General features: G+C 71.9%; 15 protein-coding genes. 6 read left to right on the top strand and 9 right to left on the bottom strand.

What is annotated here, in order from left to right; genetic code table 11:
- The first annotated feature begins 76 nt into the window (after positions 1 to 76).
- Together OHA17_RS11885 and OHA17_RS11890 are read left to right on the top strand one after the other, a co-directional pair.
- Positions 77 to 661, top strand: coding sequence for a DUF742 domain-containing protein (locus OHA17_RS11885; protein ID WP_406506447.1), 585 nt, complete (start codon positions 77 to 79; stop codon positions 659 to 661).
- A complete protein-coding gene (locus OHA17_RS11890) occupies positions 642 to 1,223 on the top strand; it encodes an ATP/GTP-binding protein (protein WP_100577617.1) in 582 nt (193 codons plus the stop codon). Before OHA17_RS11885 ends, OHA17_RS11890 begins: the two co-directional genes overlap by 20 nt.
- A gap of 174 nt (positions 1,224 to 1,397) precedes the next feature.
- Here the strand turns inward: OHA17_RS11890 and OHA17_RS11895 are convergent, their stop codons facing one another.
- From OHA17_RS11895 to OHA17_RS11915, 5 genes are all read right to left on the bottom strand, one after another.
- Complete coding sequence (locus OHA17_RS11895; RefSeq protein WP_406506449.1) at positions 1,398 to 2,228, bottom strand: alpha/beta fold hydrolase; 831 nt, start codon at positions 2,226 to 2,228, stop codon at positions 1,398 to 1,400.
- Complete coding sequence (locus OHA17_RS11900; RefSeq protein ID WP_406506451.1) at positions 2,221 to 2,808, bottom strand: TetR/AcrR family transcriptional regulator; 588 nt, start codon at positions 2,806 to 2,808, stop codon at positions 2,221 to 2,223. Before OHA17_RS11900 ends, OHA17_RS11895 begins: the two co-directional genes overlap by 8 nt.
- Before the next feature lie 134 nt (positions 2,809 to 2,942).
- Positions 2,943 to 3,161 carry an acyl-CoA carboxylase subunit epsilon gene (locus OHA17_RS11905; protein WP_234392007.1) on the bottom strand — a complete coding sequence of 73 codons (219 nt, stop codon included), beginning with the start codon at positions 3,159 to 3,161 and terminating at the stop codon, positions 2,943 to 2,945.
- Positions 3,162 to 3,173: 12 nt separating this feature from the next.
- Complete coding sequence (locus tag OHA17_RS11910) at positions 3,174 to 4,757, bottom strand: acyl-CoA carboxylase subunit beta (protein ID WP_406506453.1); 1,584 nt, start codon at positions 4,755 to 4,757, stop codon at positions 3,174 to 3,176.
- A gap of 219 nt (positions 4,758 to 4,976) precedes the next feature.
- Positions 4,977 to 7,367 carry a polysaccharide lyase 8 family protein gene (locus OHA17_RS11915; protein ID WP_406506455.1) on the bottom strand — a complete coding sequence of 797 codons (2,391 nt, stop codon included), beginning with the start codon at positions 7,365 to 7,367 and terminating at the stop codon, positions 4,977 to 4,979.
- Between the two features lie 246 nt (positions 7,368 to 7,613).
- On the opposite strand from OHA17_RS11915, the gene OHA17_RS11920 reads away from it, so the two are divergent.
- Positions 7,614 to 8,675 carry a substrate-binding domain-containing protein gene (locus OHA17_RS11920; RefSeq protein ID WP_406506457.1) on the top strand — a complete coding sequence of 354 codons (1,062 nt, stop codon included), beginning with the start codon at positions 7,614 to 7,616 and terminating at the stop codon, positions 8,673 to 8,675.
- 591 nt (positions 8,676 to 9,266) lie between these two features.
- Here OHA17_RS11920 and OHA17_RS11925 read toward each other — a convergent pair.
- The gene (locus OHA17_RS11925; RefSeq protein WP_406506459.1) at positions 9,267 to 10,616 is read right to left on the bottom strand and encodes a M64 family metallopeptidase; all 1,350 of its coding nucleotides are present in this window, start codon (positions 10,614 to 10,616) and stop codon (positions 9,267 to 9,269) included.
- A gap of 112 nt (positions 10,617 to 10,728) precedes the next feature.
- On the opposite strand from OHA17_RS11925, the gene OHA17_RS11930 reads away from it, so the two are divergent.
- From OHA17_RS11930 to OHA17_RS11940, 3 genes are all read left to right on the top strand, one after another.
- A complete protein-coding gene (locus OHA17_RS11930; RefSeq protein WP_406506461.1) occupies positions 10,729 to 12,060 on the top strand; it encodes a tetratricopeptide repeat protein in 1,332 nt (443 codons plus the stop codon).
- A 129-nt stretch (positions 12,061 to 12,189) separates the two neighbouring features.
- Positions 12,190 to 12,804, top strand: a complete 615-nt coding sequence (locus OHA17_RS11935) for a YceI family protein (RefSeq protein ID WP_406506463.1) — start codon at positions 12,190 to 12,192, stop codon at positions 12,802 to 12,804.
- A gap of 66 nt (positions 12,805 to 12,870) precedes the next feature.
- Positions 12,871 to 13,146 (top strand): DUF2087 domain-containing protein, encoded by a 276-nt coding sequence (locus OHA17_RS11940; RefSeq protein WP_406506465.1) that lies wholly within the window; start codon positions 12,871 to 12,873, stop codon positions 13,144 to 13,146.
- Here OHA17_RS11940 and OHA17_RS11945 read toward each other — a convergent pair.
- From OHA17_RS11945 to cimA, 3 genes are all read right to left on the bottom strand, one after another.
- Positions 13,128 to 13,925: a hypothetical protein gene (locus OHA17_RS11945; protein WP_406506466.1), complete on the bottom strand. Its 798-nt coding sequence runs from the start codon at positions 13,923 to 13,925 to the stop codon at positions 13,128 to 13,130. The genes OHA17_RS11940 and OHA17_RS11945 overlap by 19 nt on opposite strands.
- Positions 13,926 to 14,035: 110 nt before the next feature.
- Positions 14,036 to 15,376, bottom strand: a complete 1,341-nt coding sequence (locus tag OHA17_RS11950) for a hypothetical protein (protein ID WP_406506468.1) — start codon at positions 15,374 to 15,376, stop codon at positions 14,036 to 14,038.
- Positions 15,377 to 15,508: 132 nt separating this feature from the next.
- A complete protein-coding gene (gene cimA, locus OHA17_RS11955) occupies positions 15,509 to 17,152 on the bottom strand; it encodes a citramalate synthase (RefSeq protein WP_406506470.1) in 1,644 nt (547 codons plus the stop codon).
- Positions 17,153 to 17,283: the final 131 nt, after the last annotated feature.

Raw genomic sequence — 17,283 nt, forward strand, 5'->3', positions numbered from 1 at the left:
CGTTTCTCGCCACCGCCCCATAAAGTGCGGTGGCGCGGCCCCAATGGGACGGGCACCGGTAGTCGGAGGAGGAAACGTGACAACACCCCCAGGCGGGCACCCCTACAGCGGTGGACAGCAGTCTCCGGGTGAGCACGGCCAGAACCGCTTCAACTTCCCCTCCACGCCCAGCAGACAAGGTCAGGGACAGGGCGGCCAGTACCAGGGGCCCTACCAGCAGCCGAACCGTCAGCCGAGCCCGTACGACCAGCCGCCGCAGCACCGGATCGAACCGGTGCAGCCGAGGCAGACCCCCCAGTCTTCACCTGCGGGCGGCGCGCACAATCCCCTTGTGCGCCCGTACGCCATGACCGGCGGCCGCACCCGGCCGCGCTACCAGCTCGCCATCGAGGCACTGGTGCACACCACGGCGGAACCGGCAAGGCTGCAAGGGCAGTTGCCCGAGCACCAGCGGATCTGCCACCTGTGCCGCGAGATCAAGTCGGTCGCCGAGATCTCGGCACTCCTCACCATCCCCCTCGGCGTTGCCCGAATCCTCGTCGCCGACCTGGCCGAGGCCGGACTTGTCGCCATCCACCAGCCCGGCGGCGACGAGTCCGCCGGCGGACAGCCAGACGTGACACTGCTCGAAAGGGTGCTCAGTGGACTTCGCAAGCTCTAGCGGCGGTGCTGCCCGCTCCACTACTTCCGCGAAGATCGTGGTGGCGGGCGGTTTCGGCGTGGGCAAGACCACGTTCGTCGGCGCGGTCTCGGAGATCAACCCGCTGCGCACCGAAGCCGTCATGACCTCGGCGTCGGCGGGCATCGACGACCTCACCCACACCGGAGACAAGACGACCACCACGGTCGCCATGGACTTCGGCCGCATCACCCTGGACCAGGACCTCATCCTGTACCTCTTCGGCACCCCCGGACAGGACCGCTTCTGGTTCATGTGGGACGACCTCGTACGCGGCGCCATCGGCGCCGTCGTCCTCGTCGACACCCGCCGCCTCGCCGACTGCTTCCCCGCCGTCGACTACTTCGAAAACTCGGGCCTCCCCTTCGTCATCGCCCTCAACGGCTTCGACGGACACCAGCCCTACACCCCCGACGAAGTACGCGAAGCCCTCCAGATCGGCCCCGACACCCCCATCATCGTCACCGACGCCCGCCACCGAGCAGACGCCAAAAGCGCCCTCATCACCCTCGTCGAACACGCCCTCATGGCACGACTTCGGTAGCAGGAAGCACATACGGCGAAGGCCCCGCACTCCGAGCAACGGAGTGCGGGGCCTTCGCCTTACATCCTTCGCCGTAGCGACCTGGCGGGCCTATGGCCCTGCTAGGCGCGGGGAACTGCGCGACCAGCCACAGGCGGCCCGCACCCAGCCGCACAGCTGCGGAGGAGCTCGCGCTCAGCGCAGCAACTCGCCCAGTTTCAGGGCAAATTGAGCAGGGTGCGTCACAACGCCAACGTGCCCGCCGGGGAACTCCGCGAGCTCAACCCCGTACCGCCCCGCGAGGGCCGCGGCGGGCCGGTACAGCCGCAGCCCGTACGACCCCCACCCCGCGGCGGGCACCAACTTCCCGGCATGCGCGTCGAGTTGGGCCAGATCGGGCGCATGCCCACTGAACGGCCCCAGGATCCGCCCCAGGAAGAACCCCGAGTTCCCTTGAGCCCGCTGAAGCGCGGAGCGCACCCGCGGCGAGAGCCCGGAGAAGTCCGGCGCCTCCCCGCGCTCCTCGCCACACCCCGCGCTCATTTCGGCCATGGCCGCAGCCACCCCTTCGCGGTGGAAGGTCGCCACGACATGGCCGAAAAAGGCGTGCTGTTCAGCGGCATCGGGCAGCAGCGAGACCAGCACGGGCTCGTGCGCGACCACCCGGGCAAGCCGCTCAGGGTGCCGCGTCAGCAGCTCCACCGCGACGATCGCCCCCGAACTGGTCCCGAAGACGTACGCGGGCGCCCCGTCCGGCGCCACCCGGTCGAGCAGCCGGTACGCGTCCTCGGCCTGCTCCTCTACGCGCTGGTCCACGTCCGGCCCGTCGAGCGGGCTGCGGGAGTGGCCGCGCGGATCGTAGGTCACCACCGTGAAACGGTCGGCGAGCGCGTCGGCGACCGGCTCGAAGATCCCGGCGTCCCCGCCGCCGCCCGCGATGAGCAGCAGCACGGGCCCGGCGCCGCGCACTTCGTAGCGCAAGGTCGCACCGGGCACCTCCAAGGTGCCTGTTGCCGGTTCAGCCATCGTGTTTCCCCTCGTTCACGGGCCAGTGCTCAAGCAGGACGTGCAGCGCCTCGACCCCCCGCTCCCACGACTTCTGCACCTCGCGCGGGTGGCCGAATCCGCCCTCCGCTTCGAGCGTGATGTAGCCGTGGAAGGTGCTGCGCAGCAGGCGTACGGCATCGGTGAGGTCGGGCTCGGTGAGGCCGTAGGCGCGGAGCATCCCGTACGTCGTGTCCGCCGTGCGCGCCATCACGGTCGAGCCCGCGAGCAGCTCCGGATCGACCCGGTGCTGGGTGGCGGCATAGCGCCCGGGGTGGGCCAGCGCGTACGCCCGGTAGGCGTCGGCGAAGGCGACCAGCGCGTCCTTTCCGGCCCGGCCGGCGACGGCCGCCGCGATGGAGTCGATGAACTCGCCCGCCGCGTACAGCGCGACCCGCTGGCGCAGCTCACGGAGGTTCTTGACGTGCGAGTACAGGCTCGCGTCCTTGACGCCGAAGCGCCGCGCGAGCGCGGACACCGTGATGCCGTCGAACCCGGCCTCGTCGGCCAGCTCGGCGCCCGCCACGGTGAGCCGCTCGGCCGTCAGCCCCGCTCGGGCCATCCGTACACCTCCACATCCCAGAACCTAGAGGCTCTAGGTTCTGGCCTAATATACATAGCCCCTGCGTCCCTGAACAGCGAAAAAGCCCCCGCCGACGAGGGCGGGGGCTTTTTGCGAGGTGGTCCTGGGCGGGGTCAGCCCTGCCAGGAGTGCGGGGCACGGAAGCCGGGGGTGCGCTCCAGGCGGCGCCAGCCCGCGGTGGAGCGGCCGCGCTTGGGGGCGGCGGCGGGCTGGGCGGCGGCCCGCGCCAAGAGCACCGCGGTGATCGCGGCGAGCTCCTCGGGAGCGGCGTCGCCCTTCTCCACACGGAGCAGGGACTCGGACTCGGACGAGTTGGACTTCGAGGTGTTCAAGTTCATCTCCTCTTACTGAGGCGGGTTGCCGTGCTTGCGGGACGGCAGGTCGGCGTGCTTGGTCTTGAGCATCGCCAGCGAGGCGATGAGGACGGCCCGGGTCTCGGCCGGATCGATGACGTCATCGACCAGACCCCGCTCGGCCGCGTAGTACGGGTGCATCAGCTCGGCCTTGTACTCCTTGACCATCCGCGCCCGCATCGCCTCCGAATCGTCGGCCTCCGCGATCTGACGGCGGAAGATGACATTGGCGGCACCCTCGGCACCCATCACCGCGATCTCGTTCGTCGGCCAGGCATACGTCAGGTCCGCGCCGATCGACTGCGAGTCCATGACGATGTACGCGCCGCCGTACGCCTTGCGCAGGATCAGCGAGATCCGCGGCACCGTCGCGTTGCAGTACGCGTACAGCAGCTTCGCGCCGTGCCGGATGATTCCGCCGTGCTCCTGCGAGACACCGGGGAGGAACCCGGGAACGTCCAGCAGCGTCACGATGGGGATGTTGAACGCGTCGCACATCTGCACAAACCGGGCCGCCTTCTCGCTGGCCTCGATGTCCAGCACCCCCGCCAGGGACTGGGGCTGGTTGGCGACGATGCCCACGACCTGGCCGTCGAACCGGGCCAGTGCGCAGATGATGTTGCGGGCCCACCGCTCATGGATCTCCAGGAAGTCCCCGTCGTCGACGAGTTCCTCGATCACCTTGTGCATGTCGTACGGACGGTTACCGTCGGCGGGCACCAGGTCGAGGAGGACCTCGGAGCGGCGGTCGGCCGGGTCGTCGGACGCGTGGACCGGCGGGTTCTCCCGGTTGTTCGACGGCAGCATCGAGATCAGATACCGGACCTCGGCCAGGCACGTCTCCTCGTCGTCATACGCGAAATGCGCCACGCCCGACGTCTCGGCATGCACGTCCGCGCCGCCGAGCCCGTTCTGGGTGATCTCCTCGCCCGTCACCGCCCGCACCACGTCCGGACCCGTGATGAACATCTGCGACGTCTCACGCACCATGAACACAAAGTCCGTCAACGCCGGACTGTAGGCCGCGCCACCGGCACACGGGCCCAGCATCACGCTGATCTGCGGAATCACCCCGGACGCGCGCGTGTTCCGCTGGAAGATCCCGCCATACCCCGCGAGGGCAGAAACACCCTCCTGGATACGGGCGCCCGCGCCGTCGTTCAGGGACACCAGCGGAGCACCCGCCGCGATCGCCATGTCCATGATCTTGTGGATCTTCGTGGCGTGGGCCTCGCCCAGGGCGCCGCCGAAGATCCGGAAGTCGTGCGCGTACACGAAGACCGTGCGGCCCTCGACCGTGCCCCAGCCGGTGATCACACCGTCGGTGTACGGCTTCTTCGCCTCCAGGCCGAAACCGACCGCACGGTGCCGACGCAGCTGCTCGACCTCGTGAAACGAGTCGGGGTCGAGCAGCAGGTCGATGCGCTCGCGGGCGGTCAGCTTGCCCTTGGCGTGCTGCGCCTCGGTCGCGCGCTTGCTCGGTCCGCGACGGGCCTCCTCGCGCAGGGCGTGAAGTTCTGCCACGCGTCCACGCGTGTCGCTCGGCTCACCCGGGGTCTCGTCCACAACGGTCATGTATCGACCCTACGAAAGCGACCAAGGATTTCCTCCGTCGACTCCGCACAGTCTCCGGACCGCTTTCCTAGTGGAGGCTGACAGTAGACCTGCACCAAACGCCCGACTCGACAGCTCAGAGGCCCTGTCCTCTGTAGGGTCCCGACAACGACCGCCGGCACGGGCGCGGGCGTCGTGTCAGCGCGCTGTCAGTTCCGTGTCAGCGGTGTCAGGGCTTTGTCAGCCTAGGACGACGTCTGTACGCACCGTGCCGCAGGCGGTGTCCGGGGTGATGCGGAGCCGCAGTGAGCGACCGGTGGCGAGGACTTCCACCCTCGGGTCCCGCGAGGCCACCGAGCGTACCGGCCGGTCCCAGGTCAGCTCCACCGGAGCTCCGGTGCGCTCGGGTGCGGCCAGCGACAGGGTCGCCGTACGGCGGGCGGTGCGGACCAGGACGCTCGCCGGGCCGTCCACGGTCAGGCCGCCGGCCGCGCCCGCCGTCCAGAAGTTCGCGGCGAGCAGGCCGGCCCGGTGGGCCGAAATCGCGTGCGTGGAGGGCGAGTTGGCGAGGATGCGCACCTTGTCGCGGTCGGCGGCGCGGACCGCGGTCTCCAGCTGGCGGGCGCCGGGCAGCAGGACGTAGGCGTACGAGGCGTCGGCGGGGTCGGTGCCGTGGGCGAACCAGAGGGTGAGGTAGCGGCGGGTGACCGGGTCGGCGGTGCCGCCGGTGTTGATGGCCTTCCAGGTGCCGGTGCGCTCCTCGCGCAGCGCCTGGACGGCGGCCCCGGCGGGGAAGACGTAGCCGCCGTGGCCGGCGAGGTGCGCCCAGCGGGCCCGGGGGAAGGTGTCGTGCCGGCCGAGGGTGCTGGGCAGGCGGCGGCCGTCGACCGTGAGGGCGTTGGCGCCGGTGGCGCCGAGGTTGCGGTGGTCGACGACCGACTCGACGGGTGTGCCGTCGCTCGCGGTGATCCCGGCGCCGAGGCACACGATCTCGTCGCCCAGGAAGAACCACGACTTGCGGGCGCTCAGGGTGGAGGAGAGCCCCTTGAGGTGCTGGCCGACGGCCGCGTACGTACCGTCGCTCGCGCCGCCGACCCAGGTCACCGCGGGTCTGGCCGCGCCCCACGCGCCGCCCTCGCCATCGGCGAGCGGCTTGCGCGAGACGGTGGTGCCGGGCATGCGGTACGGGTCGGCGGTGGGCCAGAAACCGTCGCTGTACTGGTCGCCCGCGAAGCCGTCGCCCCACCAGGCGAGCATGCCGGAGCCGGTGTGCCAGCCGCGCAGGTTCTCGCCGTTGCCGTTCTCGTAGTACGCGATCCGGTTGGAGGACATGCTCAGCGAGGCGGCGAAGCGGGTCCCGCGGTGGACGGCGCGGTCCATGGCGGGGAACAGGTGCGGGCCGGCCGGTGCGGGGGCCGCGGTGGGCGCGGCGTCGACGGCGGCCCGCAGCAGGGCGAGGTTGGCGACGGAGAGCCGCTGGTCGGCGAGGACGGGGGTGGTCTGGGCCCGGTCGACCCAGCCCTTGATCAACGCACGCCAGCGGTCGCGTTCGGCGGTTGACGCGCCGAGGGCCAGCATGGCGATGTGGGCCATGATCGTGCGGCCCATGAGCTGGTCGTCGGTGGTCTGGCGGGAGATCGCGCGGCCGTTGACGCAGTCCATCATCAGGCCGTCGTGGATGAGGGGTGCGTAGCTGCGCTCGACGGAGTCGAGGATGATCTGCCGGTTCGGGTCGGTGACCGCCCAGGTGGAGCCGGCGAGCAGCGCGAAGAGCCGGGACAGGCCGTCGATCTGGACCTCGCCGTACGAGCCGGTGTAGGCGATCCAGGTGTGTTGGATGAACGATCCATCCGCGTACAGGCCGTCTCCGGTGGTGACGTACGGGAAGACGGGTGAGAGGGCGTCGCGGGCCAGCGCGATCTTGGCGGCGTTCCGGCCGAGCACCCCGCGGGTGGCGAGCACCCGGCACAGGTCGGTGCGGTTGGCGCCGGTGGAGGTGCCGGTGTAGACGGCGACCGCGCTGTCCGGCACGAAGTGGTCGATGGCGGCGGTGTAGTGGCCGAGCTGGTCGGCGGTGAGGGTGTCGTACGCGATGACGGCGGTGTCCATCAGCAGCCGGGAGCTGCCGATCTGCCAGTCCCACCAGTTGCCGAACGGCTTGGTGTTCTCGTTGTAGATCTGGGTGTAGAGGTGGTCGAGGCCCTTGCCGACGGCGGCGATCAGCGTGGCGTCTCCGGTGGATCCGGTGCCGGGCTGCGCCCAGGCCTGCGCCATGGTGTTGAGCCGGCCGTAGCTCGTGCTCATGTTGGCGGAGCCGGTGGCCGGGTCGGTCAGCGGCTGGTCGGGCCAGAGCGAGCCGGTCGCGGGCGCCATGGTGGCGAGTGCGGTACGGGCCGAAGTGCCCAGCGCCGCGAGCTTGGTGGCGTAGGGCTCGGCGGTCGCGTCGAAGCCGGTGCCGAGGGTGAGGTCGCGCCACCGCAGGCGCAGGGTGTTGAACTCGTCGTCGGCCAGGGCCAGTTGGGCTGCGGCGGCCGGCGCGGCGGGCAGTGTCAGGCCGAGCGCGACGGCGGCGGCGCCGGTGCCGGATGCGGCGAGGAAGGTGCGGCGTGAACTGCCCTGGGCGGATGGCATGGCGGCGGGACCTCCGGAGCGTGAGCGAACGAGGAGGGGCACGGGGTGGGCGCGGGGGCCCGGGACGAGCGAGGCGCGATTGAGCGGTTTCTCTCATGACATCGAAAGAACGCGCAATACTTCGCACATTCATCAAGGAAATTGATCGTTCGCACAGAATCGTGCACGAACGATCTAACGGGGGTTACGCTCCTGGTCAGCGGTTGACGACGGTCGGCGCGAGCCGGCGGGGAGGGGCGAAACCACGTGCACGCCGAGGACAGGCACCAGGCGATACTGCGGCGGCTGCGCGAGCGCGGCTCGCTCCGAGTGACCGACTTCGCCGAGGAGTTGAAGGTCTCCGCGGTCACCGTGCGGCGGGACGTGGAGGCGCTCGCCGAGCGCGGTCTGGTGGCCCGGGTGCACGGCGGGGCGCTGCTTCCCGAGACGGCGGCGCCGGCGGCGGCCCCCGCGTTTGCGCCACCCGGCGCGCCCGGACCCGGTCTGGTCTTCGGCCTCGTCGTGCCCGCGGCCGACTACTACTACCCCGAGATCATCAAGGGGGCCCGGGAGGCGGCCGCCGCGCGGGGCATCCGGCTCGTGCTCGGCATCTCGCAGTACCGGCCCGACGAAGAGCGGGCGCAGGTACGGCAGTTGCTCGGCCACGGCATCGACGGGCTGCTCATCGCCCCGTGCGGCCCGGTCGGCGACCAGGACTGGCTGGCGGCGCTCGGCGTGCCGTTCGCCCTGATCGAGCGGCGCTCCGGGGACGACGTGCCGGGCGCGGAGCGCGTGGTGACCGACCACGCCTACGGGGCCCGCCTCGCCGTACGCCATCTCGCGGCGTCCGGCCGCGAGCGCATCGGGCTGCTCCTGCGCGCGGACAGCCCGCACAGCGCGCTGGTCGAAGCGGGCTACCTCGCCGGCCTGGCCTCGCTGGGCCTCCCGGCGCCGGAGTCGTTGCGCTTCACGATCACCGCTCCCGAGACCGACCCGGTGCGCCGCGACGTCCAACTGGACGGGTTCGTGGCGGCGGTTGGGGCCGGGCTGCTCGACTCGGTCCTGGTCCACAACGACCACGACGCGATCGTGCTGCTCCCCCGGCTGCGGGCCCGGGGCCTGTCCGTGCCGGGCGAGCTGGCGATCGTGGCGTACGACGACGAGGTCGCCGCGCTGGCCGACATCCCGCTCACGGCTGTGGCGCCGCCGAAGCGGGCGGTGGGGGTGGCGGCGGTCGACATGCTGGCCCACCGCGTGGGTGACCCCGGGCGGCCCAGGCACCACCTTTCAATCCTGCCGGAGCTGAAGGTACGCGCGTCGAGCGCGTGACCAGAACCCCGGGGGCGCCGCCCCCGCACCCCGGCTCCTCAAACGCCGGAGGGGCTGGAGGGTTGTCGACCGGCTGCGTCCCGTCGGTGGCTGCTCGCGCAGTTCCTCGCGCCCCCAAACCCCCTGTCCACCGCGGACCATACGTGGTTGCTCGCGCAGTTCCTCGCGCCCCTAAACCCGATGTCGACCGCGGGCCGCGCGTGGCTGGGCGCGCAGTTCCCCGCGCCCCTGTAGGGCGCCCGGTGCCTCTGGCGGAGGCGCACGAAGCAGCACCGACCCTCGCAGGGGCATCCCCAGCCCGGCCGGGCGATCACGCACCTGAGCCATTCCCAGCCCGTCAGGTGAACACGGGCATCAGCCCACTTCAGCCTGTCCGGCGATTGAGGACGAGCGCCCTTCAGGCGCGAACGGGGTCTGGGGCGGAGCCCCAGGATCGACCACCGGACCGCAGTCGACCCCACTCACCCCCGGCGGGTTTCGGGAAGGGGTGGGGTGGGGCATTCAACGGGGTCTGGGGCGGAGCCCCAGGGGGCCCGGGCCCGCCGACCCCGGGTTTCGGGCGGGCGGGCGGGTGGGCAGACCCCCCGAGGGTCAGCGGCGCACCGTCCACGTCACCGCGCCCCGCAACCCCGCCGCGATCCCGGGGTCCCGGACCGAGGGGGTCCGGTCGGTCACCCGTACCGTCAGGGCGTGGGTGCCCCGGCCGAGGTCGAAGTCCCGTACCGGCACCGCGGTGCGGCCCTCGTACCGCCGGAGCTCCCGCCCGTCCAGGTACCACCGCACCGTCAACTGCCGGGCGCCCGCGAGGCGCGGCACGACCACCCGAGCCGTGTCGTACGGCCGCAACGTGCGCGCCGTGGAAGTGGCGGGCGTCGCGATCGACGCGTGCCGGTAGAAGCCCGCGATCATCGCCTCCACCCCCGGCAGGTTGAACGGCTTGCCCAGGATGCGCATGATCGAGCCGTCGGTGGGCCGGTTCAGGCCGGTGACGTAGTAGCCGCCGCCCTCGTACGCGCCCACCGTGCCCCCGTCCGGAGACGTCTCGCCGAGCCAGCGGTACCACTTGGTGCGGTCACTGGCCATCTGATCGGCCGTCAGGATCGAGATGTTGGACTGGTCGGCCTCGGGGCCCGAGTAGTGCTCGTAGCCCGGGGTGTCCGGGTAGAAGTATTCGTCGGCCAGCTTGCCGAGCGAGTGCCCGGTCTCGTGGATGGCGACCTGGCCGGACTTGGCATTCCCGGCGGACGCGGTGGATATGCCCTCGTAGCCGAGCGTCTTGGACGGCTCGTTGTAACCGGCGCCGCCGTACTTGGCGCTGTTGGCGAGGACGATGACCAGGTCGGCCTGCGGCGCCTTCGCCACGTACGAGTCGACCTTGTTCTGGTCGATGCAGAGCAGCCGCTCGACGCCGTCGCACCAGAAGTACGAGCCGAGCGCGGTGTCCTTCACGTCCCCCTGCGCCGGGTCGCCGGAGACGCCGCTCTGGGCGGAGACCGCGTCCACCGTCCAGACGTTGAAGAGGTTCTGGTACGTCGTGTACGGCTCTACGCCGGTGATCTCACCCCACTTCTCCTTGGCGTCGGCGTGGAACTGGTCCAGCTGGTCGGCCGTGTAGCCGTCGCCCACCATGACGATGTCGAGGCGGTCCGCGGTCGAGCCGTTGTCGATCATCTTGCTGACCTCGCCGTCGGCGGCGGCCGAGGGCGCCGAGAGGCGTGGCGCGGGTCTGCCCTGCCCGTCGGCCGGTACGAGGGTGTGGCCGGAGCCCGCGAGGGTCTGTCCCGAGGCGGCCTCCGGGCCGGGTATCTCGACCTCGACCTTCGGGTGCGGCGGCGGTGGGTCGGCGGCGGCCGCGGTGCCGGGTCCGGCGGCGAGCGCGGCCACGACGGCGGTGGCGGCGAGCGCGGCCGTCACGATGCCTCTGCGCTTGGCTGGGCGCACGAAGTCCTCCCTCTGTAACGGAAGTTAAGCAGTCGGGTAAATGCATTGAACGGCCTGCTTAAATTAGGGGGCGCACGGGGCGTGCGCAATGCCCTGGGGCCAAGGGGACGCCATGGATGAACCTGCCGTGATCGGCCGCCGAGTTCAGCAACTGCGCGCTCAACTGGGCCTGACCCAGCGCCAGTTGGCTGAGCCCGCTTACACGCCCGCCTATGTCTCGACCCTGGAGTCCGGCAAGGTCCGCCCCTCCGAGGCGGCCCTGCGCCATCTCGCCGGGCGGCTCGGCACGACGTACGAGGAGCTCACCACGGGCCGCCCGGCCCGCCTCGTCACCGAGCTGCGGCTCGGCCTCACCGACGCCCAGCGGGCGCTCGCGACCGGCGAGGCCGACGAGGCGGCCGTGCGCTACCGCCGGCTGCTCACCGAGGCCGAGCTGCACGGCCTCGACGAGGAACGCGCCGAGGCGCTGCTCGGGCTCGGCGACTGCGCGCTCGAAACCGGTGAACTCGAAGACGCCGTACGCCACTTCGAGGCGTGCGAGCAGATCCTGGCCGCCGAGCCGCTGCCGCGCCGGGCCCGGGCGGTCCGGGGCCGGGCGGTCGCCCACATCCTGGCGGGTGAGCTGCGCTACGCCTGCTACCTCCTGGAGTCGGCCATCGACGAGCTCGGCACCAGCGGGCTCGCCGACCCCGAGGCGCTGGTACTCCTGTACGCGGCGGTCATCGGCCCGTATCTGGACATGGGCGCCCAGGCCCGTGCCGCGCGCGCGGCCGAGCTGGCGCTCGCGCTCGCCCCGCAGGTCTCGGACCCGGCACTGGTCGCCGGCATGCACCGCCAGGTCGCCCGGACCTTCCTGGCGGAGGGACGCCTGGCCGACGCGGACGCCTCGCTCGCCAAGGCCCAGTCGATCTACCGCCAGCTGCGGCTGCGTACGGATCTGGCGCACTGCCACTGGATGCGCGGCTATGTGTACGCGCAGGAAGGTGAACTCGCTTCCGCGGAGCGGGAGTTGCGTACCGCGCGGGACATGCTCGCGGCCAAGCGGGCCGCGCTGTTCACCGCCCAGGTCGAGGTGGAGCTGGCGGACGTGCTGCGCCGCCTCGGGCAGCACGCGGAGGCGATGGCGCTGCTCACTCCGCTCACCGAGCTCGGCGACCAGCACGGCGCGGTGCACGCGGGCGGGGCACACCGGCTGCTCGGTCTGATCTGCGAGGAGCGGGGCGAGACGGAGTCGGCGGAGGAGCACTACGTCACCGCGCTCGGGCTGCTTGAGCGGAGCGGGGCGAGCGGCGACATGGCGGACCTGTGCCGGCTGCTCGGCGACCTGCTGCGCCGCACGGGACGGGTCGAAGCGGCCTTGGACGCCTACCGCACGGGCCTCGGCCACCGCGCCGCCCCGGGCACGACCACCCTGGGCCCGGCCCCGCTGCCGCCCCGCACCTGAGCCCCCCCCCGGGCGCGCCCACCAAAGAGTGAAGTAGTTGAAAACCGAACGGAATAGTTCTACAGTGAATCTCGTTGAAACTTAAACCGCTTCGGTGCAAGGCCGCGGCGCGTCCCCAAGGAGCAGGTCATGGGTCTCTTCGGCCGTAAGAACAGCAGCACCGCCACCCTCGACACCGCCGCGCCCGTCGAGGTCGACCCGGCGCCGGCCGCGCTGAGCGGCACGTACACGATCGACCCGGCGCACAGCAGCATCGGCTTCACCGTGCGGCACGCCATGGTCACCAACGTCCGCGGCTCCTTCACCGAGCACGAGGGCACCCTCACCCTCGACGGCGCGAACCCGGGCGCCTCCGCCGCCTCCATCGACGTCAAGATCGCCAGCATCGACACCGGCATCGCCGACCGCGACGCCCACCTGCGCAGCGGCGACTTCTTCGACGCCGAACGGTTCCCGGTGATGAGCTTCCGCTCGACCGAGGCCGAGGCGCTCGGCGGCGACAAGTACCGGATCATCGGCGACCTGACGATCAAGGACGTCACCCGGCCGCTCGCCATCGACCTGGAGTTCAACGGCTCGGCCACCGACCCCTACGGCAACCAGCGCATCGGCTTCGAGGGCGGCGCCGAGATCCTGCGCTCCGACTGGGGCCTGACCTGGAACGCGGCCCTGGAGACCGGCGGCGTCATGGTCAGCGACAAGGTGAAGCTGACCTTCGACATCTCCGCGATCAAGGCGGCCTGACCCGCGCCAGGGTCTTCGCCGCTAAATGCGTTGCCGTGAAAGCCCTGGTGAGCGAAGCTGCCCGGCATGTCCGAGAACGCGGCCACCGGCCCCCGAGCAGTCACCGCCCTCTTCCCGAGGGGCCGTCTGACCGCCATCCCCCGTAAGACCGCACGCCGTGAGCAGGTGCTCGTCCACCTCTCGGAGACGCTGTTCGAGCGCGACCGGGACTACAGCGAGCGCGAGGTGAACGAGGCGCTGCTCACCGTGCACGACGACTTCTCGGCACTGCGGCGCTACCTGGTGATCGGCGGCCACCTCAGCCGCACCCGGGACGGCGGCAGCTACCGACGCGGGAAGTAGGCCGCGAAGGACGCGAGCGCGACGGCGACCAGGCCGAGGACCACGGCCGCGGTCGCCTTCTCGCGTGTCGTGTACGGAGGGACCTGCGGCAGTGCGGGAAACCCGTCGTAGGGGGACGGCACCGCGAGCGCGGCCGGAGCGCGGCCAAGGGCCCGGCGGCGGGCCGCCCGCAGCGCCCCGTACAGCAGCGGGAACAGCACGGGGCCGAGCAGTGCGGCCGCCGCCGCCCCCACGGGCAGGTGCTGGGCGGCCACGGCGAGCAGACAGCCCGCGAACCACACCCAGCACGCGGACCCGGCCGTCAGCGGCGCCCGCACCAGGAGCCGCAGCGGGGCGCGGCCGGGCCGGGCGAGCGCGGCGAGGGTCTCGGCGAGGACGGCGGCCCGGTCGTCGGCGGGGTGCGCCTGGGCCTGGGCCCGCGCCTGCTGGGCGGCGCCGGCCGGGTGCCCCACGACGGCGAGCACGAGACGCGCGTCGTGCCACTGCACCCTCGCGGACGGCGCCAACCCGCTTGGATTCGCGGCGAGTCGGGGGCCGAACACGGCCGCATGGGCCGCGAGCAGGACGGGGTCGCCGGGGAAGGTGTCGAGGCCCTCGCGGAAGACGGCCTCGGCTCGGCCGACGTGTTCGGCACCGCCCTCGGCGGCGTGGGCGCGGCCGAGCACGGCGTACAGGCAGGGGTCGGGCCCGTCCGCGTACAGCGCGGCCCGCGCGGCCTTGCGGGCCTCGCTGGTGCGGCCCGCGAGCAGCAGTGCCTCCGCATCGGCGCAGGCCGCCATGACGTCTTCGTGCCCGGCTTGCAATGTGTCCCCAACCCTGGATGTGCGGCTCGCAACTATCACCCGTTGGAACGGGGCGGGTCAACATTCCAGCGGCAGGTCAGGCGGGGTTACCAGTCCCCGCTGCCGAAGCCGCCGCCGTCGCCGCCGCCCCCGTCGCCCCAGCCGCCGCTGAAGTCCGAGGAGCTGAAGTCGGCGCCCGACACGTCGCCGCCGTCGTAGCCGGAGCCCGCGTCGTAGGACCCGGCCCCGTAGTCGGAGGCGTAGGCCGGGCTCGACAGCATCGAGCCGAGCATCGTGCCCATCAGGAGGCCGGGCAGCATGCCGCCGCCGAAGTAGCCGCCCGCCCAGGGGCCGTAGGCCGGGCCCGCGTCGTAGTACGGGCGGCGGCCCTGGTCGGTGTCGACCTCGCGGACCATCGGGTCCTGGCCGTCGCGCAGCCGGGTCGCGTCCGCCTGGCACACCGGGACCTGGCGCGGGGCGCCGCCGGCCGGGGTCCAGGTGGCGTCCTCGACGGAGGGGCCGTGGCGCGGGTCGAAGAAGCAGGGGGCGCGGCGCTCGGGCAGCGGCTTGTGCTCGCGGCGGGCGGCGAGGGTGGCGAGCGAGAACCGGCCGTCCTCCAGGGCCTGCGTCACGCCCGTCACGTCGGCGGGCCGCTCGGCCTTCGCCATCAGCGTCTTGGAGGTCTCGTACGAGTCGAGGGCGCGCTCGTAGTCGGCGCGCATCGCGTCGTCGGCGCCGGCCTCGGCCGGGTGGAAGTCGAGCCGGTCGAGCTCCTCGCCGAACGCGGTGATGTCCTCGTCCACGACGACCTGGAGGCGCTGGAGCGCGGCCCGCTCCTCCTCGGCCTTCTTCCTGCGGTTGCGGCGGACCAGCGCGTACGCGCCCGCGCCGCCCGCGACGATCACCGCGCCCACGCCGACGAGCGCGCCGGTGTCGACCCCGCCGCCGGAGCCCGAGCCGCCGCCCCACGAGGCGGGGGCGTGGCCCTTCAGCTGCGGGAGCGCCTTGTCGACGAAGGCGTTGAGCTGGGTGGCGGCGTCGGTGTCGGTGCCGGGGGCGCGCACGGCGCTGTTCAGGTTCTGGACGGCCTGCTTCGGCATGACCTTGCTGTCGGCGCCGGAGGTGAAGGCGTCGCCGAGCCGGATCGCGTACAGGCCGGTGACACCGGTGTCCGTACGGAGGTTCTGCAGGATCGTGGCCTTGGGGAACGCGGCGCTGTTCGGCAGGACCGCCACGAACAGCGGCTTGTTCGCGTCCTTGATCTTCTTGGCCAGCGCGTCGGCCTGGGCCGGACTGAGCTGGTTCGCGGCGCCGGGATCCACGTAGACCGGGCTCTTCTTGAGCTGGTCGGCCACGTCGGACGCGCCGGTGGCGGCCATGGCGGGGCCCGCCGTGGCCAGTGCGGCGAGCGCTACGGCGGAGAGTGCGGTGAAAACCCTGGGCCTCATGGCCCCGACGCTACCCGAGGCCGCGCGGAAACGGACATACGGGGTGGAGGGGTCGGCGTGGGCGTTGCTCCATCGTGGACACATCCCCGGGAGCGGGGGGTCCTGGACCCCCCGCTCCCCCGGTTCGCGCGGCTACTGCTGGGGCCGGGTCCCGGCCCGCAGCAGGCCGTAGGTGTACGCGTCCTGGAGGGCCTCCCAGGACGCCTCGATGACGTTGGGGCCGGCGCCGACCGTCGTCCACTCGCCCGTGCCGTCCGTTGTGGTGATCAGGACGCGGGTGGTGGAGGCGGTGCCGTGCTTGCCCTCCAGGGTGCGGACCTTGTAGTCGACCAGCTCGAACTTGGCGACCTGCGGGTAGAACCGCTCAAGGCCCTGGAGCAGCGCGGAGTCCATCGCGTTGACCGGGCCGTTGCCCTCGGCGGTGACGATGATGCGCTCGTCGCCGACCCAGAACGTCACGGTGGCGCTGTTGGCGTGGGTGCCGCCCTGGAGGGTCTCGATGATCGCCCGGTAGGACTCGATGCGGAAGTAGTCGCGCGGGCCGCCCTCGACCTCGTCGCGAAGGAGCAGTTCGAAGGAGGCGTCGGCGGCCTCGTAGGTGTAGCCCTGGAGCTCGCGCGCCTTGACCCGCTCCACGACCCGGGCGACGACCGCGCGGTCCTCGCCGAGGTCGACGCCGAGCTCCTTGCCCTTGAGCTCGATGGAGGCGCGGCCCGCCATGTCGGAGACCAGCATCCGGATGTGGTTGCCGACCAGGGAGGGGTCGATGTGCTGGTACAGGTCGGGGTCGACCTTGATCGCGGAGGCGTGCAGGCCCGCCTTGTGGGCGAAGGCGGAGACACCGACGTACGGCTGGTGCGTGGAGGGGGCGAGGTTGACCACCTCGGCGATGGCGTGCGAGATGCGGGTCATCTCGGCGAGCGCGCCCTTGGGCAGCACGGTCTTGCCGTACTTGAGCTCCAGGGCGGCGACGACGGGGAACAGGTTGGCGTTGCCGACGCGCTCGCCGTAGCCGTTGGCGGTGCACTGCACGTGGGTGGCGCCCGCGTCCACGGCGGCCAGGGTGTTCGCGACCGCGCAGCCGGTGTCGTCCTGGGCGTGGATGCCGAGCCGGGCGCCGGTGTCGGCGAGCACGGTGGCGACGACCGCGTGGATCTGGGCGGGGAGCATGCCGCCGTTGGTGTCGCACAGGATGACGACGTCGGCGCCGGACTCACTGGCGGCCCGTACGACGGCCTTGGCGTACTCGGGGTTCGCCTTGTAGCCGTCGAAGAAGTGCTCGCAGTCCACGAAGACCCGGCGGCCCTGCTCGCGCAGGTGGGCGACCGTGTCGCGGACCATCTCCAGGTTCTCGTCCAGGGTGGTGCGAAGGGCCAGCTCGACGTGCCGGTCGTGCGCCTTGGCCACCAGCGTGATCACCGGGGCGCCGGATTCGAGGAGGGCCCGCACCTGCGGGTCCTCGGCGGCCCTGCCGCCCGCGCGGCGGGTCGCGCCGAAGGCCACGAGCTGCGCGTTCTGGAAGCTGATCTCCTGCTGCGCGCGGGCGAAGAACTCCGTGTCGCGGGGGTTGGCGCCGGGCCAGCCGCCCTCGATGAAGCCCACACCGAACTCGTCCAGGTGCCGGGCGATCGTCAGCTTGTCCGCGACGGTGAGGTTGATGCCCTCGCGCTGGGCGCCGTCGCGCAGCGTCGTGTCGAAGACATGGAAGCTGTCGTCGACCCGAAGGCCGGCGAGCAGACTCTCCTCGGCGGCTTCGTTCGCCTCGTTGGTCGTCATGCTGATCTGACTCCTGTCGGGTGAGTGGCTCCGAACTCATGGCTCCACTTGCCCCCGTCGCCGCGCTCCTCGCCCCGGCCGTGGTGGGGCCGGTAAACGAAAAGACCCCTCGCGGGTGCGAGAGGTCTGCG

The sequence above is a fragment of the Streptomyces sp. NBC_00212 genome (assembly GCF_045206365.1).
Taxonomy (GTDB): domain Bacteria; phylum Actinomycetota; class Actinomycetes; order Streptomycetales; family Streptomycetaceae; genus Streptomyces.

Excerpts from the sequence above, each read along its gene's own strand:
- OHA17_RS11895 (WP_406506449.1), bottom strand. The coding sequence starts at position 2,228 with ATGGCTGAACCGGCAACAGGCACCTTGGAGGTGCCCGGTGCGACCTTG.
- OHA17_RS11900 (WP_406506451.1), bottom strand. The coding sequence starts at position 2,808 with ATGGCCCGAGCGGGGCTGACGGCCGAGCGGCTCACCGTGGCGGGCGCC.
- OHA17_RS11910 (WP_406506453.1), bottom strand. The coding sequence starts at position 4,757 with ATGACCGTTGTGGACGAGACCCCGGGTGAGCCGAGCGACACGCGTGGA.
- OHA17_RS11915 (WP_406506455.1), bottom strand. The coding sequence starts at position 7,367 with ATGCCATCCGCCCAGGGCAGTTCACGCCGCACCTTCCTCGCCGCATCC.
- OHA17_RS11930 (WP_406506461.1), top strand. The coding sequence starts at position 10,729 with ATGGATGAACCTGCCGTGATCGGCCGCCGAGTTCAGCAACTGCGCGCT.
- OHA17_RS11935 (WP_406506463.1), top strand. The coding sequence starts at position 12,190 with ATGGGTCTCTTCGGCCGTAAGAACAGCAGCACCGCCACCCTCGACACC.
- OHA17_RS11940 (WP_406506465.1), top strand. The coding sequence starts at position 12,871 with ATGTCCGAGAACGCGGCCACCGGCCCCCGAGCAGTCACCGCCCTCTTC.
- OHA17_RS11945 (WP_406506466.1), bottom strand. The coding sequence starts at position 13,925 with ATGGCGGCCTGCGCCGATGCGGAGGCACTGCTGCTCGCGGGCCGCACC.
- OHA17_RS11950 (WP_406506468.1), bottom strand. The coding sequence starts at position 15,376 with ATGAGGCCCAGGGTTTTCACCGCACTCTCCGCCGTAGCGCTCGCCGCA.
- cimA (WP_406506470.1), bottom strand. The coding sequence starts at position 17,152 with ATGACGACCAACGAGGCGAACGAAGCCGCCGAGGAGAGTCTGCTCGCC.